This window comes from Burkholderia sp. Bp9004 (assembly GCF_003858025.1).
Classification (GTDB): Bacteria; Pseudomonadota; Gammaproteobacteria; order Burkholderiales; family Burkholderiaceae; genus Burkholderia; species Burkholderia diffusa.
The window spans coordinates 15,407-42,313 of record NZ_QTQD01000022.1 but is presented as its reverse complement, the minus strand read 5'-3'; the positions used below and the strand labels follow the sequence as shown (position 1 = coordinate 42,313).

Genomic DNA, 26,907 nt, shown 5'->3' with positions numbered 1-26,907 from the left:
CATCATGAAACCGTATTTTCTGTCGCTGTTCGCAGGCATCCTCGCCGGTGTCATCTACGGCGCGCTCGGCGTGAATTCTCCGGCGCCGCCGATCATCGCGCTCCTCGGCCTGCTCGGCATGCTGGCCGGCGAGCAGATCCTGCCGCTCGCGCGCCGGATGCTGTCCGGCTACCGGCTGAATACCGCGTGGCGCGATGCGCAATGCAGCCAGCACATGTTCGGCGCGCTGCCGGGCGGCGCCGCGAACGACCGCAAACCGTCGTGATGCAAGGCTCATGACCAACGTCGAACTGTTTCATTACCTGCTGCTGTTGATCTGCGGCGCCGGCGCGCTCACGTGGCTCGCGGAGCGGATCTCGATTCCACCGGCCGTCGTGCTGCTGCTCGGCGGCTGCGTGGTGGCCGTCGCCGGCAAGCGCGTGCCCGACATGGACCCGGCGCTGCTGCTTGCGGCCGTGTTGCCGCCGCTGCTGATGTCGAGCGGCTTCTATACGGCATGGAAGGAATTCCGGCACGAGCTCGGATCGATCGCGTCGCTCGCGCTCGGTGCGGTGGCGTTCACGACGGTTGCGGTCGCGCTCGCCGTGCATGCGGTCAATCCGGCGCTGCCGTGGGCCGCGTGTTTCACGCTCGGCGCGATCGTGTCGCCGCCCGACGCGGTCGCCGCGAAGGCGATCCTGCAGCGCCATCCGCTGCCCGCCCGGCTCGTCGCGGTGCTCGAAGGCGAAAGCCTCGTCAACGATGCGTCGGGCCTGCTGCTGTATCAGATGGCCGTGTCCGCCGCGCTCGCCGTCACCATCACGACTGCGAGCGCCACCGGGCTGTTCTTCTCGCTCACGCTGATCGGCATCGCGGTCGGTCTCGCATGCGGTCATGCGATGTGCTGGGTGTTGCAGCGCCTGCGCGAGCCGATGCTCGGCATCGTCGTGACCTTCGCGATGGCGTGGGGCAGCTACGGGATCGCGGAAGCCGTGCACGGCTCGGGCGTGCTGTCGGTCGTGACCTGCGGCCTCGTGCTCGGCGTGCGCCAGCATCGCGTGTTCGACGCCGACATGCGGATCAAGGCGAAGGCGACCTGGGAAGCGATCGTCTTCGTGCTCGACGCGCTCGTGTTCATCCTGATCGGCCTCGCGCTGCACGCGATCCTCGCGCGCGTGAACCACGAAGGCGCGGTGCTGATAGCCGGCCTGCGCGTCGCTCTGCCGGCGACGGCCGCCGCGATCGCCGCGCGCGTCGTGTGGGTGTTCGTCGCGATGTGGCTGCCGGGCCGCCTGCGCACGCCGCGCGCGGGCCACGCGCCGTGGTCGTGGCGCGAGGCCGTCGTGCTCGGCTGGTCCGGCATGCGCGGGGTCGTGAGCCTCGCGGCCGCGATCGCGCTGCCGAACGACTTCCCCGGGCGCGACCTGATCCTGTTCAGCACGTTCCTGCTGATCATCGCGACGCTGGTGGTGCAAGGCGGCACGCTCGCGCCACTGATCCGCGTGCTGAAGCTGCGCCCGGCCGCGCGGCACACGATGTCCGAGCATGCGGCGCGCGCGTACACGTTCGGGGCGGCGCTCGCCGAACTCGATGCTCGCGAACAGCGCGGCCCGGGCCTCGAACGTGCATCGCTCGACCGGCTGCTGACCGAATACCGCAGCCGCGTCGCGTTCAACGAGCACGCGCACCGCGACGGCGCGCAACCGGCGGACGTACGCGCGCGGATGCTGCGCGTCGAGCTCGAGTTGGTCGGCGTGTCGCGCGACGCGCTGCTCGACCTGCATCGCGACGGCCGGGTCGACGACGCGGTGCTGCACCGCATAGAATCCGAGCTGGATTTCGAGGAACTGCGGCTGCAGCGCCTGCTCGAACCGTGACGCCCGGCCATGCCTGGCCGGCCCGTCTCCCCTTTCCCCACATGGAATTGCAATGAGCGAACTGTCCGTCGAAGCGAGCATCGGCTCCGTCGATTACCTGGTCCATTTCACCGACGGCGTGCATCAGTGGCGCGCCGACGAACCCGTGTCGCTCGGCGGCGGCGACACCGCACCGACACCCGTCGCGCTGCTGCTGTCGAGCCTCGGCGCCTGCACCGCGATCACCCTGAAGATGTACGCGCAACGCAAGGGCTGGCCGCTCGCCGAAGTCCACGTGAAGCTCGCGCACGAATCAGGCAGCGCGGGCAGCACGATCATGCGCCGCATCACGCTCGACGGCGACCTGACCGACGAGCAGCGCGAGCGCCTGCTGCAGATCGCGAACGCGTGCCCGGTGCACAAGATCCTCACGCACCCGATCACGATCGATACGGCCATCGCCTGACTCCCCGAAATCGAGAGACCCACCATGTCCGCATCGATCAAGACCCTGCTCACGCCGCGCGAGAGCGACATCGGCAACCTCGTCGTGCGGCGCGTGCTGCCCGCGCGCGCCGCGCGCCTCGTCGGTCCGTTCATCTTCTTCGACGAAATGGGGCCGGCCGTGCTGCCGGCCGGCAGCGGGATCGACGTGTTGCCGCATCCGCACATCGGCCTCGCGACCGTCACCTACCTGTTCGACGGCACGCTGATGCATCACGACAGCCTCGGCTTCCGGCAAAAGATCGTGCCCGGCGACGTGAACTGGATGACGGCCGGGCGCGGCATCGTCCACTCGGAGCGCTCGCCCGACGAGGACCGCCCGCATGAACAGCCCGTGCACGGGATCCAGACCTGGGTCGCGCTGCCGGTCGAGCACGAGGACACGGCGCCCGCGTTCGTGCATCACGCGGCCGACACGCTGCCGTCGTTCACGCGCGACGGCGCGAGCGTGCGCGTGATCGCGGGCACTGCATTCGGGCTCACGTCGCCCGTCGCCGTGTTCTCGCCGACGCTGTATGCGTATGCGGAATTCGCCGCGGGCGGGCAACTCGCGCTCGATGCGGAACACGACGAGCGCGGCGTGTATCTCGTCGACGGCGACCTCACGATCGACGGCACGCCGCTCGCAGCCGCGACGATGGCCGTGCTCGAACCCGGCGCGAACGTCGCGCTCGCCAGCGGGAACGGCGCGCGCGTCATGCTGCTCGGCGGTGCGCACCTGCCGGGCGAGCGGTTCATCGAATGGAATTTCGTGTCGAGCGAGCGCGCGAAAATCGAGGCGGCCCGCAACGCGTGGGCCGAGCAGACCTTCGGCAAGGTGCCCGGTGAGGAAAACGAGTGGACGCGCCAGCCGGCGCGCCGCGCGCAGTAGGCCGGCAGCAGTCGGCTCATCGATGCGACGCGGCCGGCTTTCACGCCGGCCGCGTCGCGTTTACCGCTTCAATCCCATCAGCTTCGCCAGCACCGGCCAGCGGTCGAGCGATTCGACGAACGCGCGCCGCGCCTGCTCGTCGACGTAGCGTGCCGGGTCCAGCGCGGGCAAGTGCCGCGCGAGGCCGAGCACGTCGTTCGGTTGCGACAGGCGATCGTCGTCGCCTTCGCCGATGTTTACTGTTCGTCGATCCATACGCCGTCCGGAGTCTTGACCGCATAGCCGGCGCTCGTCTGTATCGTCACCGTGCCTTCGTTCTCGCCGACCATCCGCGTGCGCGGCAGGTCGGCAGCATATTGCGCGAGCGTCGCGCCCGGCTTGAACGGGCTGTTCGACACGAGGTTCGACAGCAGCTGCGCGAGCGCGAGAAAGCTCGTCGGCTGGTCGATCACGGTCGTCGTGCCGTGATTGCCGGCGAAACCGACGAGCCGCACGCCGACCGGCCCGTGAACGATGCGCGGCGTCGGAATCTCGCGCAGGCCCGCGACCTGGTTCTTGTCGCCGCGCAGCGCGGCGCCGTGCTCGGGCACGAACACGATCACCGCGCGCCGGCCCGACTGCGCGATCAGGTCGGCGAGCCGGTCGAAGTCGTTCATCAGCTTGGTCGCGCGCTGCGGATACGAATCGATGCTGGTCAGCGCGCTACCCGCCACGCGGTTGCCGTCGTGCAGGCTGATCGTGTTGTAGTACAGCGCGACCGGGCCCGGCACCGACGCGCGCTGCGCGTACCAGTTCGCGAGCGTGCCGTAATCGTCCTTGATCGGCGAACCGTCGAACGCATGCATCGCGACCGGGGCGGCGGCGTTCGAGATCATCGGCGCGTCGGGCACGCCGATATTGTCGTGAATGACCTGCAGGAAGTTGTCGAAGTGGCCGTCGTGGTTCAGCAGCGACTGCACCGTGTAGCCGGCGGACGCGAGCTGCGAGAACAGATAGCACTGCTGGGGGGCGGCCTTGTAGAGGTCCGCATGCGCTTCCTGCCCGCAGCTTGCGCGCAGCACGCGGATCGCGGCCGGCCCGCTGTAGCTCGCGGCCGTGCTGAAGTTGTTGAACAGGTAGTCGAAGTGACTCAGCATCGGATGGTTGCGCACCTTCGCGGCGTCGAGGTCGTCCCACGACAGCGAGCAGACATGCAGCACGATCACGTCGAACTGCGCGGCCGAGTCGTTGCCGAGATGACCGAACGCGACCTGGCGCTGAGATTCCTGCGCGCGGAACGTCGCGAGCGCCGCGTTGTGATCCTCGGGCTGGCCGGCGCGCGCGCCCGTCGCATCGGCCTGCTGCGGAAGCGGCGCGACGACGCGCGCCATCAGCCCGTTGCCGGCCTGCCACAGCGGCATCACGATCAGCGCGGCCAGCACGAAGGTCGCGACACGCACCCAGCGGTTGACGACGAAATAGACGATCAGCACGCCCGCGACCGTCAGCACCAGCACCGGCGGCAACAGGCGCGGCAGCAGCTCCATCCAGTAGTCGAGGCGGAACGTGGCGACCTCGCGCGCGGCTTCGGCGAGGCGTGCGAGCGGCGGCGCATGCATTTCGCGCGCGAGAAGCGGCACCGCGATCGCGATCGCGACGAGCTGTCGCACGATGCGCCACGCGCGCCGCCGGATCGGCGCGCTCGCCGCGAGCGCCAGCGCGAACGCGAGGTTCGCGAGCCACAGCGGCTGCAGGTGGCCGGTCGCGAACAGCGCGAACTTCAGGATGAAATACAGATTCCAGAACGTCATCTAAACCACTCCGTGATGGGCGGCGCGTCAGTCGCGCGCCCGATCGAGCTTCGGCGCCAGCATCGACTGCACGCCGCGCGCCGCGCCCTTCCACATTCGTACGTAACCGTCCAGGCCCACGCGCAGCACTTCCTTCAGCCCGCGCAGCGGCGTGTCCGTGCGCGCGCCCGCGTGCCAGTCGAGCCACGCGTCCGCGCGGCCGAACGTGCACTGCACGAGCTGGCGCTCCTGCTCGAGCGTCAGCGCCTCGAAGCTCACGCCGACATGTGTCGGTGTCACGCGGCTCACGCGCACCGGGAACGGGAACGGCCGGTCGCCACGCGTCACGCACACCGTCAGCGTGTCGCCGACCGCGAGCGGCAGCCCCGGCACCGCTTCGAGGCCGAGCCCGCCGGTCGAGTAGTCGCTGGTGAAACAAGCCGCCGTCGACCCGTCGGCGAGCAGCAGCGTCGCCGGCACACGCATCGCGATCCGGTGCGTGACGCGCACCTGCTTGGTCTCGCGCGCGACGGCCAGCGCGGCGCCGAGCATCGCGAGGTTGTAGACGGTCCAGCCGAGCGTGATCAGGATCGTCGACGCCTCGTCGCCCTGGTCGGCCACGAGCCGCCACAGGCCGGCCGCGATCGCGAGCACGTTCAGCGCGAACAGCACGAGGTACGGCTTCGACGTCGACCAGTCGACGTAACCTTCGTCGATCTTGCCGCCCTTGTCGGTCACGTTGAACTTGCCGTGCTTCGGGCTGAAGAACGCGACGGTGGTCGGCAGCGCGATGTACCACGCGAGCACGGATTCGTAGACTTCGGCCCAGAACGAGTGGCGATAGCGCCCCTGCATCCGCGAGTTGGCGACGTTCGCGAGCACCAGGTACGGGATCACGTAGCTCGCGAGCGCGATCGACGACGCGTTGATGAAGTACAGGTGGAAGAACAGGTATGCGAGCGGGATCGTCAGGAACACGAGCCGCGGGATCCCGTAGAAGAAATGCAGCATCGCATTGCCGTAGCAGATCCGCTGGATGAGGCCGAGCCCGCGCCCGAGGAACGGATTGTCGATGCGGAAGATCTGCGCCATCCCGCGCGCCCAGCGCGTACGCTGCTTCACGTGGCCCGCGAGGCTCTCGGTCGCGAGGCCGGCCGCCTGCACGGTCGGCAAGTATGCCGACGTGTAGCCGCGGCGATGCAGCTTGAGCGCGGTGTGCGCGTCCTCGGTCACGGTCTCGACGGCGACGCCGCCCACCTCCTCCAGCGCGCTGCGCTTGAGCACCGCGCACGATCCGCAGAAGAACGTCGCGTTCCACAGGTCGTTGCCCGACTGCACGAGCCCGTAGAACAGGTTGCCCTCGTTCGGGATCTCGCGGAACGTGCCGAGGTTGCGCTCGAACGGATCGGGCGAGAAGAAATGGTGCGGCGTCTGCACCAGCGCGCACTTCGGATCGCGCAGGAACACGCCCATCGTGGTCTGCAGGAACGAGCGTGTCGGCACGTGATCGCAGTCGAAGATCGCGATGTATTCGCCGTGCGTCTTCGGCAGCGCGCGGTTGATGTTGCCGGCCTTCGCGTGGCGATTGTCGTCGCGCGTCAGGTAGCCGATTCCCGCTTCCCGCGCGAACGCCTCGAACTCGGGGCGGCGGCCGTCGTCGAGCAGGTACACGCGCAGCTTGGCCGTCGGCCAGTCGATGCTCTGCGACGCGAACACGGTCGGCTTCACGACCGACAGCGGCTCGTTGTAGGTCGGGATATAGATGTCGACGCTCGGCCAGCTGTCGGGATCGTCGGGCAACGGCACGATCGGCCGATCGAGCGGCCATGCGGTCTGTATGAAGCCGAGCAGCAGGATCATCCACGTGTAGGCTTCGGCACCGTACAACAGGTAGCCGGCGAACGCCTCGACGGGGCTGCGGAAATCGAGCGTCTGGGTCGTGCGCCACCACACATAGCGGACCGTGGCGAGCAGCGCGAGCGACGCGAGCGCGAGGGTCGGCAGATGGCCCGGCAGGCGGCGCAGCGCCAGCGCCAGCACCGCGACGATCGCGAAAAACGCGAACTGCGCACCGGGCATCAGCGGCGACATCCCGGCCGCGGCCCACATCAGCGCACCGGCAATCAGCAGCAGCGGCGCAAGCCAGCGGTGCCGGCCGACGCCGTGCGCGCGCGCGTCGAGCCAGCCGCCCCAGCGCGCCCACGGCAGGCGCCCGAGCAGCGCGTCGAGGCGGGCGCCGAGCGCGCGCGCCGCGACGTAGACCGGCACGACGAACGTGTCGAACCATGCGAGCGGATCGCGCGCGGGCCGCTCGTCGGCCGCGCGCGGCGCGCGCACGATCGCGCGCCACAGCCATTCGCGCGGGCTCAGCGGCTGCAGCACGCCCCACTCCTGCGCGAGCCGCAGGAAGACGACGCGCGCCCGGCGGCCCACGGGATCGGCCCGGCCGGGCGGCGGCGCATGGAAGAACAGCCGCACGAGCCAGTCGAGCAGTGTGCGCTGGGCCGGCAGCCCGATCCCGCGCGCGCACCAGTCGGTCGCACGCCGGGTCGCGGCGCGCCAGCGCGACACGAACGCGGCCTTCATCGCCGCGCTCCCGTGCGGCCGGCCGCGGCTGCCACGAGCCACGTGTCGACCCAGTTCGCGACGCCGTTCAGGTCGTGCGACGCCTGCGAATACGGTGCGTCGTCGAAGATCCAGGTGCCGCGCGCAAGCGTCTCGGGCACGGCCGCATCGACGTGAATCCGCTGTTCGAGCATCGACGCGGACCCCGCGACCGCGCGCAGCATCGCGAGTGCATCGCGCTGCATGTCGCGCGCCGGGTTCAGCCGGTTCACGACGATCTGCAGGTCGCCGCCGCCAGCCCGCAACGCATCGAGGCGCGCGGCGACCGTCGCGCACGCGGCCGGTTCGGGCGGCACGACGACGAGCGTCAGGTCGGCACGGCGAATCGCCTGCTCGGCCTGCGGCGACGGATAGCGCGCGGTGTCGACCAGCACGACACCGTCGGCCGGCAGCGCGATCTCGTCGAGCGCGCGCGACAGCCAGGCCGGATCGGCCGCGAGCCGCGCATCGCAGGCGGCGGCGCCCGCCGCGTCGACCTGCCCGTACGGCACGAACAGCACGCCATCGGCATTGCGCCACGTATGCGCGTGCCACGGCGCGGCGTCGCCCGCGTCACCGAGCAGGCTGTGCGCGAGCCCGTGCTCGGCCAGCGTATCGAGACCGAGCGTCGCGCCCATCAGGTTCTGCGCGTCGAACTCGACCGCGACGACGGGCCGGCCGCGGCGCGCGAGCAGCACCGCGAGCGCGCCCGCGAGCGTCGTGCGGCCCGCGCCGCCGGTCGTCGACGTGACGGCGATCGTCTTCATGGCGCGGCCTCGTCGGTACGGCCGGCTTCGGGCAACAGGCGCCCGCGCAGCGCGACCGGCACGAGTTCGCACGGCACCGCGTCGCGCCGGTGCAGCCCGCGCGGCGCATGAAAGCCGCGGCCGAGGCCCAGGTGCTGCGCGATGATCCACACCGGCACCGCGATCGCGATGCCGACAACGAATCCGATGACGAGTTCGGCGATCATGCGCCCTCCGGCTTGCGCAGCGGCATCGCACTGCGGGTGGCGCCGCGCGTGCGCGCGACGGGAAATTCGGCGGACGGTGCCCGCGCATCGGCGGCCGGCGTTGCGTCGTCGGCGTGCGGCGGCGCATCGGCATGCTCGTCGACCGTCCCGGTCGCTGCGACTTCGGCGTCCGGTTCAGCGGGCGTCGCGACATCCCCCGCGCGTTCGACCGGCGCGCGCGCCGCACCGGCCCGCTTCACCGTCGCGAACAGGTCGCTGTAGTCGGCGATCGGCGCGCGCCGGTTCTCGGTCTTCAGCGCATCGAGCTCGGTGTCGATGCTGCCCTGCCCGAGACACACGACGCGATCGGACAGCGTATCGACCGGCACGTCGAAGATCCGTGCAAGCGCGTCATCGGCATCGGCCGGCTCGCACGCGAACAGGAACACGTACAGGTGTCCGGCATCGGCGGTCACGACATCGCCCGCGCGGCGCGGCCGGCAGTGCCGCAGCGCATCGACGTGCGACACGCCGGGCAGCAGCGCGATCTTCGCGAGCGTATGCGGCAACGCGAGCACGGCGCCGCGATCGAGCACCGCGCGAATCCGCAGGCAGAAGGCGCCGACCGGCAGGTAGCCCAGCACCGAATCGCCGAGCGCGGCCGCGAGCGCCGCACGATAGTCGGCCGCGACGGGCCGCGCATAGAGCTGCCCGCGCAGCGCGTTCACGGCCGCGTGCATCCGCGACACCGGCAGGTCGCGCGCGACGACGCGGTTCGCGCCGACGCTCAGCACGAGCATCTCGAACTGCTGGCGCAGCACCTCCCCGCGTTCGACGACGGCGATCTTCAATGCACCGCCGGATTGCCGGCGCAGCGTGTGAACGGCCGCGCACAGCGCCTCGAGCTGCGCGTGCGTGCGGAACGCCAGAACCGCGGTCGCGGCCTGCGCATGCGCACAGGCGGCGACGACCGCCGCATTGTCGTCGACGATTTCCCAGCCGGCGGGTACGCGACTCGCTTCGTCGAGCGCCGCGCGGCTGACGACGACGCGATCCTCGTCGATCGCGAGCTTCATGCGGCGCGACGGCTCGGCGGCGCCGCCGTCGACGATCGCCGCGAGCCGACCGCTCGGCGCGAAACGCAGCGGCCGCACTTCACCGGCCGCGAGCGTGTCGCCGGCACGCCAGAAATCGACGACCCACAGCAGCTCGCCATGCGTGCGCTGCAGCTGCGAGACGCCCGAGCACACCGCGTGAAAGCCGCTGCGCGGCGCGCGATTCGCATCGCGCACGAGCGGCGGATCGTCGGTATCCGGGTCCGCGCCGGTGCGCACGATCTCGGGATCGACCAGCAGCACCAGCGCGATCCGGTGCGTGCGGCACCAGTCGGCGAGCGCATGTGCCTCTTCCGCGAGCGCCGCCGGATCGGCCCAGCTGAACCAGCGCTGCGCGCCTTCGATGAAATACAGCGAGCGCGCACGAAAGCCGTAGCGCTTCATCGCGCGCAAGCCGCCGGTGAGCCGTGCGAACGGAGCGGGCACCGCACGGCGCGGCGCACCCGGTTCGCGCGCGGCATCGCCGCCGGCCGGCTCATGCGCGGGCGGCATCGCCAGCACGTTCAGGTTACGCGGCCAGCCCGCCGGCTGCGCGCCGCCCGCGAAACCGCGCGACGCCATCTGCGCGGCAACGCGCGCCGCGTCGCGCGACAGCACGACCGTCACGTCGCGCGTGCGCGACTGCCGCGCGCTTTCCCACACCAGCGCGTCGCACGCCGGCGTGCCGGCAGCGGCATAGATCGTGTACAGGCCGCCCGCTTCCAGCTGCGTCCATGCATCGGGCAGCCCGTCGATCGCGAGCCGGCTCAGCGGGCCGGTGCGGCCGCCGGGCCGCCCGGTGCGCAGCAGCGCGCGCAGGCGGCCCAGCAGGCCGGCGGCGCCGAGCGCGGGACGGGTTGCATCGATTTCCGTATTCACGCGCTTCCCCTAGTAATCCGAATAAAGCCGCACCGGCGTCGGCGTGACAAGCCAGCTGCGCTCCGCGCGTGCGTCGAATGCATAGCGCAGGTACACGAGCGCCGAACTTGGCGCATAGTCGTGCGACCGATCGACGTGCAGTTGCGCGCCGACGCTCAGGTGCGGATTCACGCGATATTCGACGATGCCGTTCACGCCGTACGAGAACGACACGCCACGTGTCGAACTGCTCGCGTAGACGAGCCCCGCCGCCTCCTGCGCGGCACGCTGGTTCGCGAGGGTCGGGTAGAACAGCGAATCCTTTTCGTAGCTGTTCGAGATCCCGGCCGTGACGGTCAGGTCCCACGACAGCGCGTCGCGCCGCCCTGCCCACTCGATCGGCACGCCGAGCGACAGGTAGCGCTGCGGGCTGTAGTAACCGCCCTGCCCATACGTGTAGTAACGCAGGTTCTGCGCGTAGTGCCACGCATTGCCGACGAGCCCCGTGCTCACCTTCATCGTCGCCCGTTCGTACACGGGCACCGTGAAGCCCGAGCGCAGCGTCACTTCCGCGTTGCGCTCGACGTTGCGGCCGGACAGCACGCCCGCGCCGAGTTCGGCGAACAGGTTCACGCGCCCGACGTCGACCGACCCGCGCAGGTTCACGCCATCGCGACGCACGCCGCCCCATACCGCCCCGGTCCACGGATCGCGCATCCCCGCATACGACAGCACGCTGCTCGTCTCCGGCCGGCGCGACGCGTTCACGCTGAAGCTCGCCGGCCCCGCGTCGAAGCGATAGCGTACGCCGCCGACCAGGTAATGCACCGGGAAGCCGAGCGGCGACGTGCCGAGATCGACGCGCCATGCGTCCGTGAGATAGCCGGCGCCGAGCGCGACGCCCGTCATCGGCTGATGCAGGTCGCCCGGCGGATGCGCGATCAACGCGGCGGCCGACGGATTCGCGGCGAACGGCGCGGGCAGCCCGATCGGCGTGTTGAGCGCCGCGTAGGTCCCGAACGTCTTCAGCGAATACGCGTTCGGGTCGCTCGTATCGAGCGTGCCGGCGTCCAGATGCACGGTGTCGAGTTGCAGGAACGCATGCCCGTCGTAGCGCACCGGCAGCTGCATGTAGATCGGCACCTGCTGCGCGCGGTACGCGGAAATCCCCTCGTCGCCCGACTTGTACGCGGGCAGCCAGCCCATCTCGATCTCGGGATCGCGCCGCTGTGCGAGATCCGCGAATGCGGCCTGCGCGGGCGTGCGGCCGTCGCGGCCCGGGCTCACGCCGCTCGTGCGCTCCTGCGACAGCGACAGCCGGTACAGCGATGCGGCATCGTCGTAGCGGCCCTGCGCCTCGGCCACGCGCCCCGCCGCGACCGTCACGTCGGCACGTGCCGGGTACGCGGCCTGCAGCGGGTCGATCACCTGCGCGGCATCGTCCGCGCGGCGCAGCGCGTTCAGGCGGCGCACGACCGACAGCCGCGTGTCGACGTCGTCGTCCGGCGTACGCGCGAGCACGGCCTGCACGCGTGCGAGCGCGGCCGCGCGGTGGCCGCTGTCCTCGTCGATGCGCGCGAGCGCGAGCTGCGTATCGGCATCGTCCGGCGTGCGCGCGACGACCGGCGCGAGCGCATCGCGTGCCGCGTCGTAATGGCCCTGCGCGCGTTCGAGGTCGGCCAGTTCAAGTGCGTAGCGCTTGTCCGCGCGTCCCGCCGGACTCGCCTGCTCGAGCAGCGTGCGGGCGCGCGCATAGTCGCGTCGCGCGATCGCGTCGTCCGTCCGCCGCAGAACGAGCCGCAGCGACTGGTCCTCGATCCGCGCGGTCTGTGCCGGCGTCAGCGCCGGCTCGCGGCGCAGCGCGTCGAGCCACGCGGCGAGCGCGTCGTCGCGCCCCGCGCTGCCGAGCAGGTCGCCGTAGCGCAAGCGCACGTCGGGATCGGCCTCGTGCGGATGCGCGGCGATCCAGTCGCGCAGCGGCGCGAGGCCGCGCTCGGGTTCGCCCGCGTCGATCCACTGCGCGCCGATCGCGGCCAGCATGTCGGGATCGTCCGGCGCGCTCGCCTGCGCATGTGCGAGCGACGCGGCGAAGGCCGCACGATCGCCACGGCCGAGCGCGCCGCGCGCGCCGGCCAACGAACTTTCCGCGTCGAGCTTGCGCGCGAGCGCACGCATGCCGTCCGAGCGTTGCGCGTCATCGACGCCCGCAAGCGCGGCCTGGGCGCCCGCGATGTCGTCGAGCGAGTTGCGATACAGCGCGGTCGCATAGCGCATCTCGGGCGTGTCGCTTTGCGCGAGCCCGTCGTCCATCACCGTGCGGCCGAGCTGCGGCAGCCCCATGTCGCGATACAACCGGGCGAGCGCGAAACGCGTCCACGGCGCATCGGGCGCCGCGCGCACCGCCGCTTCGTAGTGTTGCGCGGCTGGCCCGCGTTCGCCCTTGTCCGCAAGCGCGCGGGCCTCGCTCGCGAGCAGGTCGGCGCGCAAGCCGTCGAGCGCGCGGCGGTCGTCGCGGCCCGTCACGCGGCTCTGCAGCGCGTCGAGCAGCGGGCCGATTCGATCCGCGCGGCCGGTGTTCTCGTACAGCGTCGCCGTGCCGCGCACCGCCGACAGATTCGGCGAACGTGCGGCGAGCAACTCGCGCAGCAACGGCTCCGCGCGCGCCCAGTCGCGCTGCGCGAGCAGCGCATCGGCAAGCTGCAGCTTCGCGTCCGGGCTGTCGGGCTGCATCGCGAGCGCGGCGCGCGCCGCGCGCTCGGCATCCTGCGGCCGTCCGGCCGACGCCGCCGCGCGCCCCTGCGCGATCAGCCCCCAGAACTGCGCGGTGCGTGCGAGGCTCTGCCACTTGCCGCGCTGGTCGGTCGACAGCGCCGCGGCGCGCGTAAACAGCGCGCGCGCTTCGTCGTGCCGGCCTTCGCGCAGACGCAGCAGGCCGAGCCCGCCGACCGCATCGGCGTCGCCCGCACGCGCCTGCGCGGCGCGCGCGAGCAGCGGATCGGCGCCGGCCAGGTCGCCGCGCGCGAGCGCCTGCAAGCCACGCTGTTGCGCGATGTAGCCCGGATCGCGCTCAAGCAGCCGCTGCGCGTCGCGCTGCCGGTCGAGTGCGCCGACACGATCGCGGAATTCGGTGTCGTCCGGCACGAGCGCGAGATATGCATGCAATGCGTCGAGATAGGCGGGATCGGTGCCGGCGGACTGCAGCACGCGCCGCCACACGGCCATCGCTTCCGTATGATCGGCGTCGCCCCGCTTCGCGAGCGACCACGCGATGCGGTTGGCCTCCGCACGCGTGTCGTCGCGCTGGTTCAGGAGCCGCGCGAGCGCCAGCGCCGCGCTCGAATCCTGTGGGTCGGCCGCGACCGCGCGGCGCAGCGCGGCGATCGCCGGTTCGCGGCCGCCAGGCGCGTTCGCGACGATCTGGTAGTACTCGGCGCCGAGCGCACCGGACGGCGCACCGTTCGGAAACAGCGCGACGATCCGCCGGGCCGCCTCGTCGGCGCGGCCGCTGCGCGCGAGCAGGCGGATCTGCGCCATCTCGCCGCGGCCGCTCGTCGCGACGCGGTATTCGTCGGCCGCGCGGCGCGTGTCGGGCGCCGCGGGCGCGCGCGCCTGCAGGCGTGCCAGCGTGGCCTGCGCACCTTGCGCGTCGCCGAGCCGCAGCAGCACGCGCACCTGTTCCGCGAGCAGTTCGGGATCGTCCGGCGCGATCAGGAGTCCCTTGCGCAGTGCGTCCCGCGCGAGGTCGTCGCGATGCTTGGCGCCCCACATGCGGGCGGTCGCGAGCTGAAGCCGGGCATCGGACGAAGCGGACGAAGCGGACGCAGCGGCCGAAGCCGGCGCCGACGCGACTTTCGGCGCGACGGGTTTCGTCGCCGCGACGGCAACGGCGGCCGGCACCCCCGCAGAGACCGACGACGCGAGCCACGCAAGCCCCGCGACACGCCGCGCGGTGGACTTCATCGGCCTGCGCATGACCGGCCCTCCCAGCGCGCATCGAGCGACCCGTCCGCGCCGAACCGGTAGCGGCCATCGCGCCATCCGAGGCCGAACAGCGTCAGCACGCTCGTGTAGTAGCCGGGCGCCGACTGGCGCGCGAGCGCGTCGACACGGGCCACCTGGGCATCGGCGAGCGCATGCTGGCCGCGCGCGTCGAGGAACGGCACGGCCGCCGCCGAGAAGCCGCCATTGCCGTCGTTCGGCCCCGCGACGCCGGTTGTCGTGTCGACCTTCTCCGGCGGCGCGCCATGCGCGGCGATGTGATCGGCGAACGGCGCGAAGCGCGCGAGCAGCGGTGCCGCGAGCGGATCGGCGCGATCGAGCATGCCGGCCCACAAATACACGCGAATCGCGTTGTAGGCGCTTTCCGCGTGGGTCTGCGGATCGGGCGCGAAGCCGGCACCGGCGCGATACAACGCCCAGTCCGGCGCAAAGCCCTTCGGTGCGGTGTCGAGCAGCACGCGGCCGGTGCTGGCCGCGAGCGCGGACCAGCGGCGATCGTCCGGCAGGCGCGCGGCGAGCCCGCGGATCACCTGCGGCGGCGAATAACTCGGGTTCACGCGCCATCGACCGTCGGCCAGCCTGAAGCCGGTCGGCCCGGGCAGCAGCGTGAGGCCGAGGCCCGGCACGCTGGCCGTCTCGTCGTCGAGCACGCGCTTCGCGAGCAGCGCGCCGCGCGCGGTGTAGCTGCGCTCGTGCCACAGCCGTCCGGCTTCGACGAGCGTGTACGCGATCCACAGGTCGGCATCCGACGCCGCGTTCGCGTCGAGCACGCGCCACGCGCCGTCCGGCGCGCGGCCCCACAGCCACGCCGGCAGACGGGCGCTCAGGTCGCCCTGTGCAAGGTTGTTCTCGGTCCATGCGAGGATCGTGTCGAACGTGTGCCGGTCGTTCGCGACGAGCGCGAAGAACAGTCCATACGCCTGCCCCTCCGATACCGTGCGCGAATCCGCCGAGCCGACGTCGATCACCCGGCCGTCGGCCGACACGAAATCGCGCTTGAACGCGTCCCAGCGCGGCCACGCCGCGCCGCACCGCACGTCGGCCGCGCCGCTTTGCGCGGCCTGCGCGCGCCCGGCGCCGCCGGTCGCCGCGCACGCAGCCGCGACGGCCAGCACGAGCGTCGTGCCGACCCGCCGCGCCGGCTGCGTTGCCCGTCGCCTTGCGAATGCCCACGCCATCCGTTACATCCCCCGTCGGCGCGCGGCGATTCTCTGCAGCACGCTGAACACGCCGAGCGCGAGCAGCAGCCCCGCGACGACGCCGACCACGCCGAGCACCACCGGGTGCTGCGCCGCGTGCGTCCAGACGCGCGCGTACCACGGCACGAAGCCGACCACGTAAGGCTCACCGACGCGCAGGCTGTCGACCTGCCCCGGCCGCACCAGCGCGAGGTCGCCCTGCAGCTGCGACACGAGGCCCGGCTTCTCGAACACGTCGAGCAGGTCGGCAAGACGCGTCTGGTCGGTCGCCGTCAGCGCCACGACGCTGCGGCCATGGCTGCCCGGCAGCTCGAACCCGGCCAGCGCCGCGAGCGAGCCCGTCTGTTCGATATGCGCGCCGCCGTCGGCCATGCCGATGCCGTTGCGCCAGCGCTCCTTCACCGAAAACGCGACACGCGTCGCGCCCGTGCCGGCCTGCTGGTCGATCGACAGCGGCAACGCCGCGCGCCAGTGCGACAGCAGCGGCGACGCGGGCGAGCCGTCGATCACGAGCAGGTCCTTGCGGCCCGCGAGCGCGGCGACGTCGCCGGGCCGCGCGACCTGCACGCGCAACGCCGGGAAGCCGGTCCACTGCCCCATGTGGCCGAGCATCGTCAGGTAGGCTTCCAGTTCCTGCGGCGACGGCCGGTCCGGCATCACGACCGCCGTCTGCGACAGGTCGGCGAAGCGCGTGAACGGGAAACCGCTGTTCGCGAAGAACGCCAGGTTCGGCAATTGCGCGTAATGGACGAAGTGCGAGAAGTCGATCGTCGAATCCGGATCGATCGCCGCGCGCTGCGGCTCGGTCGCGGTGCTCGAGCAGAGCCCCGTCTTCTGCGAATCGAGCGTGAAGCGGAATTGCAGCTGGTTGCCGCTGCCGACGCGGAACGCCGGGATGTCGACATCGCTCGTCACGCGCCCTTCCGGCACCGACAGCAGCGGCAGTTGCATGCGCCCGCGCGCGTCTTCCGCGTGGGCCGGCCCGAGCCGGTAAGACTTCACGAGCTGTTCGTTGATCTCGACGGCGAGCGTCGAGTTGTCCTGCACGGTCGGCGCCGTGTAGCGATAGCGCAGCGTGATCGGCACGCCCGAGCCGTTCCACGAATGCAGATCGGCCGGCACGCGCAGGTTCAGCCGGATCGCGTCGGGCGACGTGCCGCGCACTTCGAGTTCGCGCGGATCCGACACCAATTCGCGGAACGCGATCGGCCGGTTCACCGGCAGCCAGCGCGGTGCGTCGTACGGCTTGCGCGGCGCGCCGAGATCCACGTGCGCGACCGTCGCCGCCGGGCCGGACAGCGCCGCGCGGCCGAGCACGAGCGCCGCGACCGCGTCGTCGACCTCGGCGGCCGTGCGGCCCGTCACGATCAGCAGCTTGCGGCCCGGCGCGGCCGGGTTGTCGGCGACGGCGAGCAACGGGCCGTTGACCGACGGCAGCGCGAGGCCGGCCGGCAACGTCGCGGCCGTGCCGACCACCACCGCCTGGTCGTCGGCCGGAAGCGTCGCTGCAACCGGGAAGCGCGCCTGCCGGTAGTCGGCCTGCGCGCCGAACCACGACGCGAGCACGCCGGCGCTGCGCAGCGTCGCCGAGTCGGGCGACGCAGGCAGCACGAACGGCAGCCGCAGGAGCCCGTTGTCACGCCGGTCGAAGAACGGCGCGGGCAAGAGCGCGAGATCGTTCGGCAAGCGCACCGGCGACTCGTCGAGGATGAGTTCGCTCGTCGGGCTCACGTCGGCCCACAGCGCCGAACTCGACGGATCCTCGCAGTGGTCGAGTGTGTAATGCGCGATCAGGCGCAGGCCGATCTGGTTGAAATCGGAGAAGTAGCGCGGATCGATCGGGATGTCCTGCGTGACCGTGCGGCCCGCGCGCGTCGCGTCGAACGGGACGGTCGCGACCACCTCGCCGTTCATCGACACCTTCAGGTGCGACATTGGGAAGACCAGCGACGGCGAATACGCGTAGGTCAGGCGCAGCCGCGCGCCGGTGACCACGCGGTCGAGCCGCACGCCCGCATTGATCGTGCGCGCGTCGTCGGCGCCGCGCAGGTGGACCGGATCGAACGCGCCGAGCGACGCGAACGGCAGGTGCACGGTCGTCGCGGGCAGGCCGGCGGACGCCGCGCTGGCGGCGCTCGGCATGGCCGCGAGCGGCGGCACGGCCGCGCCGCTGGCGAGCACCGGCACGGCCTGACTGCCGGCTGACGCCGAAGCGGCCGCAGCCGGCATGGGCGCGGCCGCCAGCGCGGCCGCATGGAACGCGCCGAACGTGGCGACCGACAGGACGAACAGCGACGCGGCCGGCTTCATGCGCGGCCCCGAATCGTCACGATCGTCCGGTCATCAAGCGCGCCGCAACCGACGCGCGCAAAGCAGCTATGCCCGTGAGTGCACATCCCCACTGCTTCCCCTCAAAGTCTGGCCTGAATGCATTTATCGAAACAACACGGCGAATCATTTCGCTGCCGGCTCATCGGACAGCGCGCACCTGGCACCGGCGCTCGCACATTCATCACACTATCTCAAAATCAAGACAAAACTCGCCCTGATTCGTGCTGACGAAGCGAAAAACAACTCAATCCGGTCGGAAATGCTGCGCGTCGCGATGGAATGGCAAGAGTTACACCGTTGCTGCCGGCCGGACCGACCGGCATACTGCCGGCGCCGCCGAACCGACGGCCCGGCGCCCCGGGTAACCGGCCGGATGCCGGCGGCGGCCCGTTGCGGGCCGCCCGGAACGCGCTGCCGCGTGAGCGGCGCGTATGCTACCGCAAGCTCGGACCGCGCGCTGTGCTTTCTTCCTGGAAAACTGACTTGGATCAAATCGTCGACACCGCCACTCCGTCCCCCGACACGCTGCTGCGCATCATCGCCGCGCAAACCGAGATCGCGAAACTCGGCCTCGACCTCGGCAGTGTGATGGCTTACGTGACCGAGCAGGTGCCGCAGCTCACGGGCGCGAGCGGCGCGGCGGTCGAATTCGCCGAAGGCGACGACATGGTGTACCGCGCCGCGTCAGGCTCCGCCGCCGGGATGCTCGGGCTGCGGCTGCGCCGCTCGGGCAGCCTGTCCGGCCTGTGCGTGACGCGCGGCGAACTGCTGCACTGCAAGGATTCGGAATCCGACCCCCGCGTCGACCGCGATGCGTGCCGCCGCGTGGGGCTGCGCTCGATGCTGGTGATGCCGCTCACCCATGCGGACACGACGGTCGGCGTGCTGAAGGTGATGTCGCCGGACCTCGACGGTTTTTCGGCCGCCGATGCCGGGACGCTGCGGCTCACGGCCGACCTGATCGCCGCCGCGATGTTCCATGCGGCGCGCAACGAGGCCAACGAGTTGTACCTGCGCGCGACGCACGACGCGCTCACCGGCCTGCCGAACCGCGCGCTGTTCTACGACCGCCTGCGCCAGTCGATGCATACGGCGCTGCGCGCGAACGGCCGGCTCGGCATCCTCAACATCGATATGGACGGGCTCAAGCCGATCAACGACGGCTACGGCCACCGCGCGGGCGACGCCGCGCTGCGTGCGATCGCCACGCGGATGCAGCGCGCCGTGCGGCGCTCGGATACGGTCGCGCGCGTGGGCGGCGACGAGTTCGCGGTGATCCTGCCGGACATCGGCAGCCGCGACGACGTCGATGCGCAACGCGCACGGCTCGCCCGGCAGGTCGGCGAGCCGTTCGAATTCGAGGGGCATCCGCTGCGGCTCGGCGTCAGTGTCGGCGTCGCGATACTGCCTGACGACGGCACCGACATGAACGCGCTGATCGAGCACGCGGACCAGGCGATGTACGCGGTGAAGCGCACGCGGACGCAGCGGGCGGCGCACGCATGACCCGCTTGGCCACCGCGAGCCGCGGCCGTCCGGGCCGGTCACGGATGGCTGACCGACGCGCGCCGGCGTCAAGCGCACTGCGCGCGCCGGGCGAGCGGCCGTGGCCGCGCGCCTCTCACGCGAAGAACGCGAAGTCCGGCAGGTCGAGCTCGTCGATGCGGTGCGCGACGCGCGCAGAATGTTCGTGGCCGCGATGCAGCAGCACGATCGCACCACGGCAGCGCGGACCCGTCGCGGGCCCGTGACGATAGAACGGCGCTTCGCCGTCGCGTGTGATGAAGTCGGCCTCGCGGGCCGCGCTTGCGTTCATGCGGTCTCGCTCGTTTCGTTATTCGAATCATGCGGCGGCGCCCTCCGGCGCCGGTCCCACTACCGCCGTCAGCCGCCCGCTTCGGCGATCCCGGCCTGCACGCGCCGCACCACCGTCACGATCGACAGCACGATCAGCACGCGCCACAGCCACGCGGCGAGGCTGCCGACCGGCAGACCGAAGCCGATCCACAGCGCGAACGCGCCGAGCGCGAGCGCGCGGTCGCTCTTGCCGAACGGGCCGTCGTAGCGGCGCGTCGCGCCGGCGAGCGGGCCGATCAGCCCCGCGCATTCGACGATGACCGCCGTCAGCGCGAACAGCCAGACGTCCGCCGCAGCGAAAGCGGGAATCGCGAGAAACGGCAGCACGAGCGCGACGTCGGACACGACGTCGCCGAGCTCGTTCAGGTACGCACCGAGCGTGCTCTTCTGCCCGTGCTCGCGGGCAAGCATGCCGTCGATCGCGTTGAGCGCCATCCGCACGAACAGCCAGATCGGGATCAGCAGGAACAGCACGCGAGCGAACACGCCAAGCCCCGCGAGCGCGCCGACGACGATCGAGCCGCCGGCCGCGAACAGCGTGACCTGGTTGGCCGTGACGCCGCGTTCGGCAAGCGAATCCGCGAACGGACGCAGACGATTCTGGAATTTCGGTTTGAGTGCGTAGAGGCTCATCGTTTTATTGGTTCTTTGCGTTCGGACACGTTTGCGGCCCGGCCCCGGGCAGCGCACCCGTCGGTGGCGGCTTTCGACAGGTGGGCGTAATCGTCGCCGAGCGGTCCCCACGCGTCAAGCCGCACCCCGCTCCGTGCCGCGCCGGGCAATCTGGCGTTTTCGACGGAAACTCGCGATAATCCGCTGGCCCGTGAGCGCAGCAATTCATTCGAACTGTGGCCGGGCGCGCGTGCAACAGCCGATTATCACGCCGTCGAACGGCGAATTCGCCGCGACGCAATACCCGCCGGTGCATCGTCCGATTATCGCGGCCCTGCAACAGGCAGCCACGAATTTGAAAAAACTTAAACAAGGGCCGACCGGCGCGCATCCTGCCGCGCCGGCATTCCGGGATTCCGCCTGCCGCGCATGCGCGGCCGCGCGGGCATGCATGCAGGAGGCGCGGCGCCGATGAACATCCTGAACGTCTGGCAGCGCGATTTCCTGCTGTCGATCGTGCGGCTCGTCGCCGGCGCGTATCCGGTCTGGCATCAGGCGCCGCCTTCCCCGACGCAGAAGATCTACTTCTCGAACCATACGAGCCACATCGACACGCTCGCGATCCTCGCCGCGCTGCCGCGCGACGTGCGCGCGGTCGTGCGGCCCGTCGCCGCGCGCGACTACTGGGACAGCAGCAACGTGAAGCGTCACATCGCGCAGAAGCTGCTGAATGTCGTGCTGATCGACCGTCACCGCGAAAGCGGCGGCGACCCGCTGGACCCGGTGCGCGACGCACTACGGCAAGGCCACTCGATCATCATCTTTCCGGAAGGCACGCGCGGCGCCGAAGTCTTGCCGCAGCCGTTCAAGAGCGGCCTGTTCCATCTCGCGACCGAGTTTCCGGAGGTCGCGCTCGCGCCGGTCTATCTCGAGAACCTGCAACGCATCATGCCGAAGGGCGCGATCTGGCCCGTGCCGCTGATCTGCAAGGTGCACTTCGGTGCGAACGAGGCGCTCGGCGCCGGCGAAGACAAGCCGACCTTCCTCGCCCGCATGCGCGACGCGATCGTCGCGCTCGCGCCGCCGCAGCGGCCGGCCGGCTGAACGCGGCGCCCCTCTCTCTCCCTTTTCCGGACCTCTCCATGCGAACTCTCTTCTGGGAACTGGTCGCAGGCGTCACCGGCGTGCTGGTGCTCGCGACCGTGATCGGCGCGATCCTCGGCGCGCGCAGCGGCGGCACCAGCGCAACCATCGTCAACCTGAACCAGCGCATCCGCGCGTGGTGGGCGATGATCGCGATCATGGTCATCGCGATCAGCCTCGGCAACAACGTCACGTATCTGGTGTTCGCGCTGCTGTCGTACCTGACGCTGCGCGAATTCATCACGCTCACGCCGACGACCGCAAGCGACCACACGACGCTCTTCATCGCGTTCTTCATCGCGATTCCGGTGCAGTACCTGCTGCTCGGGATCAACTGGTACGGGATGTATTCGATCTTCGTGCCGGTGCACCTGTTCTTCGCGATGTCGCTGGTGTCGGCACTCACGCAGGACACGCGGGAATTCCTGAGCCGCAACGCGAAGATCAACTGGGCGCTGATGGTGTGCGTGTACGGGTTGAGCCATGCGCCGGCCGTGCTGATCCTCGACATCCCGCGCTACGCCGGGCAGAACGCGCTGCTGCTGTTCTTCTTCCTGTTCGTCGTGCAGATCAGCGACGTGCTGCAATACGTCGTCGGCAAGCTGTTCGGACGCCGCAAGATCGCGCCGCAGCTGTCGCCGTCGAAGACGATCGAGGGCTTCATCGGCGGCGGGCTGCTGGCCACGCTGTGCGGTGCATCGCTGTATCGCGTGACGCCGTTCAGCTTCGGCGCGGCGTTCGGAATCTCGCTCGCGATCGTGATCGCGGGCTTCGTCGGCGGGCTGGTGCTGTCGGCCGTGAAGCGCTCGCTCGGCACCAAGGACTGGGGCTCGATGATCGCGGGCCATGGCGGGATGCTCGATCGCGTCGATTCGATCTGCTTCGCCGCGCCGGTGTTCTTCCACCTCGTGCGCTACGCGTACGTGTGATGCGCGGGCGGCGCCACGCCGCCCGGTTCCGATTGCTGCACGCTCGATCTCGCGCACGACGTCGTCGACGCCGCGCTGGACGCGGCCGGCTGCCCGCCCGACGCCTACTCAGCGGCCGGATCGACGTGCAGCGATTCGCCGATCGCATAAAAGTTGCCGCCCGCGATGTAGTGCAGGCTGCGCAGCGCCGGATCGGCCGATTCGAAATACCAGTGCCCGTCGCGGAACACCCGCGTGTCGGACCACGCCGCGACCACCTCCCCGATGAACAGGTCGTAGGTCTGCTGGTTGTGCGGCTCGGGAACCAGCCTGCACGCGAGCCAGCCCGAGCAGCCGGCGACGAACGGCAGGTCGTGGCCTTCGACGTCGAACAGCGTGACGCCCGCCTCGCGCAGCTTGTCCGGCCGCTCCGCGAGACTGTGGCTGCCCACCGCATGCGTGAGCTGCAGCTGCGCGGCCGTCGGCACCTGGATGACGAACGTCCCGCTGCGCTCGACGAGCTCGCGCGTCTTCGCCGACTTGTCGAGCACGACCGTCAGCTTCGGCGGCAGGAAGTCGAGCGCGCAGGCCCATGCGGCGGCCATCACGTTGTCGACGCCGTCATGACGGGCCGACACGAGCACGGTCGGGCCATGGTTGAGAAGACGGTAGGCTTTCTTCAGCTCCACCGGAGCGATGTGAATGTCCATGCGGGTTCCCTGGTGAGCGGCACGACGCGTGCCGGCCGAAGGCCGCATTCTCGCACCCGATGCCAATTGCCGCTGACGGTGAGCGCGCCGCATCACGCTCGCGCGATGCGCGCCATAACACACCCCGGCCCGCATCACGCGATTCAATTCATTAAATAATCAATTGATGAATCGACGACGAATGCGTCGCCATCGAAATTCGACCGAAAATCGCGCGGAATTATCACGAATCCGGCAATGCACCAATCGCCCCACCCTGAAATTCAGATCGATTGATGCACAGTTCTCAATAATGTGAATCTCTCAATGGACCTTGCCGCAGCATGTGCATGTCTGCTTTACGTCACATCGAAGAATTTCATTTTTGCCGTTCGTCGGCGGCTCGGTAGTCTCCTGCCCATCCGGTTCAAGCAAGCCAATCGCAAGGAGATGAAATGAAACGCACGACCCTCTCGCTGATTTCGCTCGCATCGTTCGCGGCGATGCCCGCCGCGCATGCGCAGTCGAGCGTCACGCTGTATGGCGTGATCGACACGTCGATCACGTACGTGAATCACGCGCAGGGTAAGGACAATGCATGGATGCTCGGCAACAGCAGCGCGGGCAATCTTGCCGGCAGCCGCTGGGGCGTGAAGGGCACCGAGGATCTCGGCGGCGGGCTGAAGGCGCTATTCCAGCTCGAGAGCGGCTTCGACCCGAGCAGCGGCCGGCAGGGCCAGGGCGGCCGCCTGTTCGGCCGGCAGGCGTTCGTCGGGCTGTCGAGCGACCGCTACGGCACGCTCACGTTCGGCCGCCAGTACGATCCGCTCGTCGACCTCGTGCAGGGCATCACCGCCGACAACTATCTCGGCAGCGTGTTCGCGACGCCGGGCGACGTCGACAACTACGACAACAGCTTCCGCGTCGACAACGCGGTGAAGTACACGTCGGCCGTGTATTCGGGCCTGCAGTTCTCGGCGATGTACTCGTTCGGCGGCATCGCCGGCAGCACCGGCGCCGCGCAGTCGTATTCGGCTGCCGTGTCGTACAACAACGGCCCGTTCAGCGTCGCGGGCGGCTACTTCCACGCGACCAACAGCCCCGCGTCGAACGGGCTGCGCAACGGCTGGACCAGCTCGTCGGACGGCACCTTCGACGGCCCGATCAACACCGGCTATGCGAGCGCGCACTCGATCGGCATCGCCCGCATCGCGGGCCAGTACGTCGCCGGCCCGTTCACGTTCGGCCTCGGCTACAGCAACGCGCAATACCGCCGCGACGCGAGCTCGGTGTTCAACTCGAACGAGCACTACAACACCGGCCAGGGCTTCGTGAACTACCAGGCGACCAATTCGCTGCTCGTCGGCGTCGGCTACAGCTATACGCGCTCGGGCGGCGATACGTCGGCGACCTATCACCAGGTTTCGGCCGGCGCGGACTACAACCTGTCGAAGCGCACCGACGTGTACCTGACCGCCGCGTACCAGCACGCGAGCGGCCAGACGGGCGACGGCAACGGCGGGGCGATGGCCGCGCAGGCGTCGATCGGTTCGTACGGCTATGCGGGCACCAGCTCGCAGACGATGGTCAACCTGGGCCTGCGTCACCGCTTCTGATCGACGATGGCCGGTTGCGCGGCATCGCGTGGCCGGTCGATCGGTACCGAATCAGGGATCGAGAAATCACCGACACGGCGGCCGCGGCCGCCGTCGTCGCTTCTACGGCCCGCGCACCGCCGGATGCGCCTCTCGTCATCCGCTTCGCTGCGCCATTCACTGCCGCCCTCGCTGCGCATCTGACGCGTGGCGTCAGTATTGCGACTGCGCGCGCCTGCCGGCATGCGCGCGATTGCAGTCTTTTTTACCGATTCCGTTCTGTCGCGCGTCGATACCGGCGCCAACGAAAATGCGCGACACATGCGCCGGCAAATGCAAAGGAAAGTTTGACGCGAGCCATTTGACTGCGCGCTATGGCACACTTCGCGTCTGCGTAATTTCCTTGCACCGGGCGGCCGGATTCCGCCCCATCCTGCCATGCCGCGTCAGACTGCCCGTTCGATCAGCCACGCCACGCCGAAGATCGCCGCGACGATCGCGCTGTCGTGCGCGCTGCACGGATTCGCGCGTGCCGACTGTCTCGACGACGCGGCCACGTTCCAGAAGGTGAGCGTGAGCCTGCTGCGCGGCATCGCGCAGGTCGAATCGGGAATGAACCCGAATGCCGTCAACACCAACACGAACGGCACCGTCGACATCGGGCTGATGCAGATCAACAGCACGTGGCTGCCGACGCTCGCGCGCGAAGGCATCTCGCGGGAAAGCCTGTTCGATGCGTGCACCAACGCGTACGTCGGCGCGTGGATCCTGTCGCAGAACATCCGCCAGCTCGGCGCCAACTGGAACGCGATCGGCGCGTACAACGCCGCGTCGCCCGACAAGCGCCTCGCGTATGCCCGCAAGGTCTATGATGCAATCCGGACCATGCCGGATTCGCCGGATACTCCCATGCCCATCCTGCCACCCTCTTTCACGCCGCCGCAGCAGGTGCAGGCGTACAACCCGTTCGCGAGCCTGAGCGTGTCGGCACCGCCGGTCGCGCGTGCCCGCACGCTCGCGCCGGCCGCCCCGCCGCCGCAGCCGCAAGGCGGGCCCGCCGGCCCGGCCGGCACGTACAACTTCGGCTGGACGGTCACGGGTGCCGACCAGGCCAAGCCGACCCAGGTGTTCGACGACGGCGCGCGAATCTACGTGCAGTTCAGCGACATGAAGCACGTGCCGGCGATCTTCACCGAGACGTCGTCGGGCCGCGTGCTGATGTCGTGGGAGCTGCAGTTCCCGTATGCCGTTCTGACGCGTCCCGCGCAAACGTTAATCTTCCAGCTCGGGCCGTTCGAGGCGCGCGCGCAGCGCGGTGCGGCAGGGGCGACTGCGCAGGCAGGGGCTGGGGCGGGAGCGGCAGCGGGAACGCCGCGTTCAGGCGCGACGGCGGCAACGGCTGCCGCGGCACCGACCGTGAAGCACACTGCCAATGCGCTCTGGTATATCGATACGGCGTCGACGTCGGGATCGGCGGCGACCTCGAGTACGGCAAATACCTCGACGGCATCGACCACGTCGCAGACGCCCGCGACGTGGCCCACCGCAGTGACGTCGAACACGCCGCCCCCCGTCGCGACACCTCAAGCGCCGGCCGCGACGAAGCCGGCCGCGCGCGTCAGCACCGACGCGCTCTGGTATATCTCGAAGTAACGCACGCACCGCCCAGCCGCATCACCCGCGCCGCACCCAGATCACCTTGCCGTCGCGAATGCCAAGGTCGCGGCGCTCCGGGCGATAGTCCATCGTGCCCGGCAACGACTGGCCGTCGCGCTCGAGCACGCGCCACAGGCAGCCGTCGAGCAGCGCGGCCGCCTCGCCCTCCGTCTTGCCGATCAGCGCATCGTCCGGCGCGGCGTCCGCCTTGCATGCGTTCACGGTGCCCGACGGAGCCGGGTTCGTCACTGCGCCGCCGGCGGTGGCGTTGCGGTGTTTCGTGTTCATGTCCGCACATCCTGCGAAGGTTGCGCTCGCAACGAGTGCCACGAGCATCGCGATCGTTCTCTTCATCGGTATCTCCCTGTCGCGGCCCGGCGATTCACATGCGGCATTCGTGCAAGGCCGGGTATTGCTTGCGTGATCGGCGC

At 70.2% G+C, this 26,907-nt stretch carries 23 protein-coding genes and 1 pseudogene; 10 read left to right on the top strand and 14 right to left on the bottom strand.

Features of this window, described 5'->3' with window-relative positions:
- The first annotated feature begins 4 nt into the window (after positions 1-4).
- From DIE08_RS22670 to DIE08_RS22655, 4 genes are read left to right on the top strand one after another with little or no spacing between them, the layout of a single operon-like run.
- On the top strand, positions 5-265 hold the full coding sequence (locus DIE08_RS22670; RefSeq protein WP_059508791.1) for a DUF1427 family protein: 261 nt from the start codon (positions 5-7) through the stop codon (positions 263-265).
- 10 nt (positions 266-275) lie between these two features.
- Positions 276-1,856 carry a Na+/H+ antiporter gene (locus DIE08_RS22665; RefSeq protein ID WP_124903672.1) on the top strand — a complete coding sequence of 527 codons (1,581 nt, stop codon included), beginning with the start codon at positions 276-278 and terminating at the stop codon, positions 1,854-1,856.
- A 52-nt stretch (positions 1,857-1,908) separates the two neighbouring features.
- Positions 1,909-2,301, top strand: coding sequence for an OsmC family protein (locus tag DIE08_RS22660; protein WP_124903671.1), 393 nt, complete (start codon positions 1,909-1,911; stop codon positions 2,299-2,301).
- Between the two features lie 24 nt (positions 2,302-2,325).
- Positions 2,326-3,210, top strand: coding sequence for a pirin family protein (locus DIE08_RS22655; protein WP_059606463.1), 885 nt, complete (start codon positions 2,326-2,328; stop codon positions 3,208-3,210).
- 60 nt (positions 3,211-3,270) lie between these two features.
- Here the strand turns inward: DIE08_RS22655 and DIE08_RS22650 are convergent, their stop codons facing one another.
- The 9 genes from DIE08_RS22650 to bcsB are packed head-to-tail and all read right to left on the bottom strand — an operon-like array spanning position 3,271 to position 17,995.
- Positions 3,271-3,465: a hypothetical protein gene (locus tag DIE08_RS22650; protein ID WP_059691215.1), complete on the bottom strand. Its 195-nt coding sequence runs from the start codon at positions 3,463-3,465 to the stop codon at positions 3,271-3,273.
- Positions 3,447-5,000: a cellulose biosynthesis protein BcsG gene (gene bcsG, locus DIE08_RS22645; protein ID WP_124903670.1), complete on the bottom strand. Its 1,554-nt coding sequence runs from the start codon at positions 4,998-5,000 to the stop codon at positions 3,447-3,449. Before bcsG ends, DIE08_RS22650 begins: the two co-directional genes overlap by 19 nt.
- A gap of 27 nt (positions 5,001-5,027) precedes the next feature.
- Positions 5,028-7,565, bottom strand: a complete 2,538-nt coding sequence (gene bcsA, locus DIE08_RS22640) for a UDP-forming cellulose synthase catalytic subunit (protein WP_124903669.1) — start codon at positions 7,563-7,565, stop codon at positions 5,028-5,030.
- Positions 7,562-8,350: a cellulose biosynthesis protein BcsQ gene (gene bcsQ, locus DIE08_RS22635; RefSeq protein ID WP_124903668.1), complete on the bottom strand. Its 789-nt coding sequence runs from the start codon at positions 8,348-8,350 to the stop codon at positions 7,562-7,564. The genes bcsA and bcsQ overlap by 4 nt, the downstream gene beginning before the upstream one ends.
- Positions 8,347-8,556: a hypothetical protein gene (locus DIE08_RS22630; protein WP_059606456.1), complete on the bottom strand. Its 210-nt coding sequence runs from the start codon at positions 8,554-8,556 to the stop codon at positions 8,347-8,349. Before DIE08_RS22630 ends, bcsQ begins: the two co-directional genes overlap by 4 nt.
- A complete protein-coding gene (bcsE, locus tag DIE08_RS22625; RefSeq protein WP_124903667.1) occupies positions 8,553-10,508 on the bottom strand; it encodes a cellulose biosynthesis protein BcsE in 1,956 nt (651 codons plus the stop codon). The genes DIE08_RS22630 and bcsE overlap by 4 nt, the downstream gene beginning before the upstream one ends.
- Positions 10,509-10,517: 9 nt before the next feature.
- Positions 10,518-14,459 (bottom strand): cellulose synthase subunit BcsC-related outer membrane protein, encoded by a 3,942-nt coding sequence (locus tag DIE08_RS22620; protein ID WP_124903666.1) that lies wholly within the window; start codon positions 14,457-14,459, stop codon positions 10,518-10,520.
- Complete coding sequence (gene bcsZ / locus DIE08_RS22615) at positions 14,444-15,664, bottom strand: cellulose synthase complex periplasmic endoglucanase BcsZ (RefSeq protein WP_124903664.1); 1,221 nt, start codon at positions 15,662-15,664, stop codon at positions 14,444-14,446. The genes DIE08_RS22620 and bcsZ overlap by 16 nt, the downstream gene beginning before the upstream one ends.
- Positions 15,665-15,667: 3 nt before the next feature.
- Complete coding sequence (gene bcsB, locus DIE08_RS22610) at positions 15,668-17,995, bottom strand: cellulose biosynthesis cyclic di-GMP-binding regulatory protein BcsB (protein ID WP_124903662.1); 2,328 nt, start codon at positions 17,993-17,995, stop codon at positions 15,668-15,670.
- 504 nt (positions 17,996-18,499) lie between these two features.
- Between bcsB and DIE08_RS22605 the strand changes: the two genes are divergently transcribed.
- On the top strand, positions 18,500-19,522 hold the full coding sequence (locus tag DIE08_RS22605; RefSeq protein ID WP_124903660.1) for a sensor domain-containing diguanylate cyclase: 1,023 nt from the start codon (positions 18,500-18,502) through the stop codon (positions 19,520-19,522).
- Between the two features lie 37 nt (positions 19,523-19,559).
- Here DIE08_RS22605 and DIE08_RS36285 read toward each other — a convergent pair.
- Positions 19,560-19,832 (bottom strand): annotated as a pseudogene (locus DIE08_RS36285) (serine aminopeptidase domain-containing protein); the annotation flags it as partial.
- A gap of 68 nt (positions 19,833-19,900) precedes the next feature.
- On the bottom strand, positions 19,901-20,506 hold the full coding sequence (locus tag DIE08_RS22595; RefSeq protein ID WP_124903658.1) for a CDP-alcohol phosphatidyltransferase family protein: 606 nt from the start codon (positions 20,504-20,506) through the stop codon (positions 19,901-19,903).
- Positions 20,507-20,696: 190 nt separating this feature from the next.
- Between DIE08_RS22595 and DIE08_RS36280 the strand changes: the two genes are divergently transcribed.
- Genes DIE08_RS36280 through DIE08_RS22580 form a run of 3 tightly spaced genes read left to right on the top strand, consistent with a single transcriptional unit; the run spans position 20,697 to position 22,557 of the window.
- Positions 20,697-20,960 (top strand): hypothetical protein, encoded by a 264-nt coding sequence (locus DIE08_RS36280; protein ID WP_260436554.1) that lies wholly within the window; start codon positions 20,697-20,699, stop codon positions 20,958-20,960.
- The gene (locus DIE08_RS22585) at positions 20,957-21,589 is read left to right on the top strand and encodes a lysophospholipid acyltransferase family protein (RefSeq protein ID WP_059467781.1); all 633 of its coding nucleotides are present in this window, start codon (positions 20,957-20,959) and stop codon (positions 21,587-21,589) included. Before DIE08_RS36280 ends, DIE08_RS22585 begins: the two co-directional genes overlap by 4 nt.
- 38 nt (positions 21,590-21,627) lie before the next feature.
- Positions 21,628-22,557: a phosphatidate cytidylyltransferase gene (locus DIE08_RS22580; RefSeq protein ID WP_124626602.1), complete on the top strand. Its 930-nt coding sequence runs from the start codon at positions 21,628-21,630 to the stop codon at positions 22,555-22,557.
- Positions 22,558-22,661: 104 nt separating this feature from the next.
- Here the strand turns inward: DIE08_RS22580 and DIE08_RS22575 are convergent, their stop codons facing one another.
- Positions 22,662-23,246, bottom strand: a complete 585-nt coding sequence (locus tag DIE08_RS22575; protein ID WP_124903654.1) for a flavin reductase family protein — start codon at positions 23,244-23,246, stop codon at positions 22,662-22,664.
- 434 nt (positions 23,247-23,680) lie between these two features.
- Between DIE08_RS22575 and DIE08_RS22570 the strand changes: the two genes are divergently transcribed.
- Positions 23,681-24,841: a porin gene (locus DIE08_RS22570; RefSeq protein WP_124626604.1), complete on the top strand. Its 1,161-nt coding sequence runs from the start codon at positions 23,681-23,683 to the stop codon at positions 24,839-24,841.
- Here the strand turns inward: DIE08_RS22570 and DIE08_RS22565 are convergent.
- Positions 24,829-25,125 carry a hypothetical protein gene (locus tag DIE08_RS22565; RefSeq protein WP_124903652.1) on the bottom strand — a complete coding sequence of 99 codons (297 nt, stop codon included), beginning with the start codon at positions 25,123-25,125 and terminating at the stop codon, positions 24,829-24,831. The genes DIE08_RS22570 and DIE08_RS22565 overlap by 13 nt on opposite strands.
- Positions 25,126-25,258: 133 nt before the next feature.
- Between DIE08_RS22565 and DIE08_RS22560 the strand changes: the two genes are divergently transcribed.
- Positions 25,259-26,473, top strand: a complete 1,215-nt coding sequence (locus tag DIE08_RS22560; RefSeq protein WP_124903650.1) for a transglycosylase SLT domain-containing protein — start codon at positions 25,259-25,261, stop codon at positions 26,471-26,473.
- A 21-nt stretch (positions 26,474-26,494) separates the two neighbouring features.
- Here the strand turns inward: DIE08_RS22560 and DIE08_RS22555 are convergent, their stop codons facing one another.
- Positions 26,495-26,830, bottom strand: a complete 336-nt coding sequence (locus DIE08_RS22555) for a hypothetical protein (RefSeq protein WP_059606433.1) — start codon at positions 26,828-26,830, stop codon at positions 26,495-26,497.
- Between the last annotated feature and the right edge of the window lie 77 nt (positions 26,831-26,907).

Excerpts from the sequence above, each read along its gene's own strand:
- DIE08_RS22670 (WP_059508791.1), top strand. The coding sequence starts at position 5 with ATGAAACCGTATTTTCTGTCGCTGTTCGCAGGCATCCTCGCCGGTGTC.
- DIE08_RS22665 (WP_124903672.1), top strand. The coding sequence starts at position 276 with ATGACCAACGTCGAACTGTTTCATTACCTGCTGCTGTTGATCTGCGGC.
- DIE08_RS22660 (WP_124903671.1), top strand. The coding sequence starts at position 1,909 with ATGAGCGAACTGTCCGTCGAAGCGAGCATCGGCTCCGTCGATTACCTG.
- DIE08_RS22655 (WP_059606463.1), top strand. The coding sequence starts at position 2,326 with ATGTCCGCATCGATCAAGACCCTGCTCACGCCGCGCGAGAGCGACATC.
- DIE08_RS22650 (WP_059691215.1), bottom strand. The coding sequence starts at position 3,465 with ATGGATCGACGAACAGTAAACATCGGCGAAGGCGACGACGATCGCCTG.
- bcsG (WP_124903670.1), bottom strand. The coding sequence starts at position 5,000 with ATGACGTTCTGGAATCTGTATTTCATCCTGAAGTTCGCGCTGTTCGCG.
- bcsA (WP_124903669.1), bottom strand. The coding sequence starts at position 7,565 with ATGAAGGCCGCGTTCGTGTCGCGCTGGCGCGCCGCGACCCGGCGTGCG.
- bcsQ (WP_124903668.1), bottom strand. The coding sequence starts at position 8,350 with ATGAAGACGATCGCCGTCACGTCGACGACCGGCGGCGCGGGCCGCACG.
- DIE08_RS22630 (WP_059606456.1), bottom strand. The coding sequence starts at position 8,556 with ATGATCGCCGAACTCGTCATCGGATTCGTTGTCGGCATCGCGATCGCG.
- DIE08_RS22620 (WP_124903666.1), bottom strand. The coding sequence starts at position 14,459 with ATGCGCAGGCCGATGAAGTCCACCGCGCGGCGTGTCGCGGGGCTTGCG.
- bcsZ (WP_124903664.1), bottom strand. The coding sequence starts at position 15,664 with ATGGCGTGGGCATTCGCAAGGCGACGGGCAACGCAGCCGGCGCGGCGG.
- bcsB (WP_124903662.1), bottom strand. The coding sequence starts at position 17,995 with ATGAAGCCGGCCGCGTCGCTGTTCGTCCTGTCGGTCGCCACGTTCGGC.
- DIE08_RS22595 (WP_124903658.1), bottom strand. The coding sequence starts at position 20,506 with ATGAGCCTCTACGCACTCAAACCGAAATTCCAGAATCGTCTGCGTCCG.
- DIE08_RS22585 (WP_059467781.1), top strand. The coding sequence starts at position 20,957 with ATGAACATCCTGAACGTCTGGCAGCGCGATTTCCTGCTGTCGATCGTG.
- DIE08_RS22580 (WP_124626602.1), top strand. The coding sequence starts at position 21,628 with ATGCGAACTCTCTTCTGGGAACTGGTCGCAGGCGTCACCGGCGTGCTG.
- DIE08_RS22575 (WP_124903654.1), bottom strand. The coding sequence starts at position 23,246 with ATGGACATTCACATCGCTCCGGTGGAGCTGAAGAAAGCCTACCGTCTT.
- DIE08_RS22570 (WP_124626604.1), top strand. The coding sequence starts at position 23,681 with ATGAAACGCACGACCCTCTCGCTGATTTCGCTCGCATCGTTCGCGGCG.
- DIE08_RS22560 (WP_124903650.1), top strand. The coding sequence starts at position 25,259 with ATGCCGCGTCAGACTGCCCGTTCGATCAGCCACGCCACGCCGAAGATC.
- DIE08_RS22555 (WP_059606433.1), bottom strand. The coding sequence starts at position 26,830 with ATGAAGAGAACGATCGCGATGCTCGTGGCACTCGTTGCGAGCGCAACC.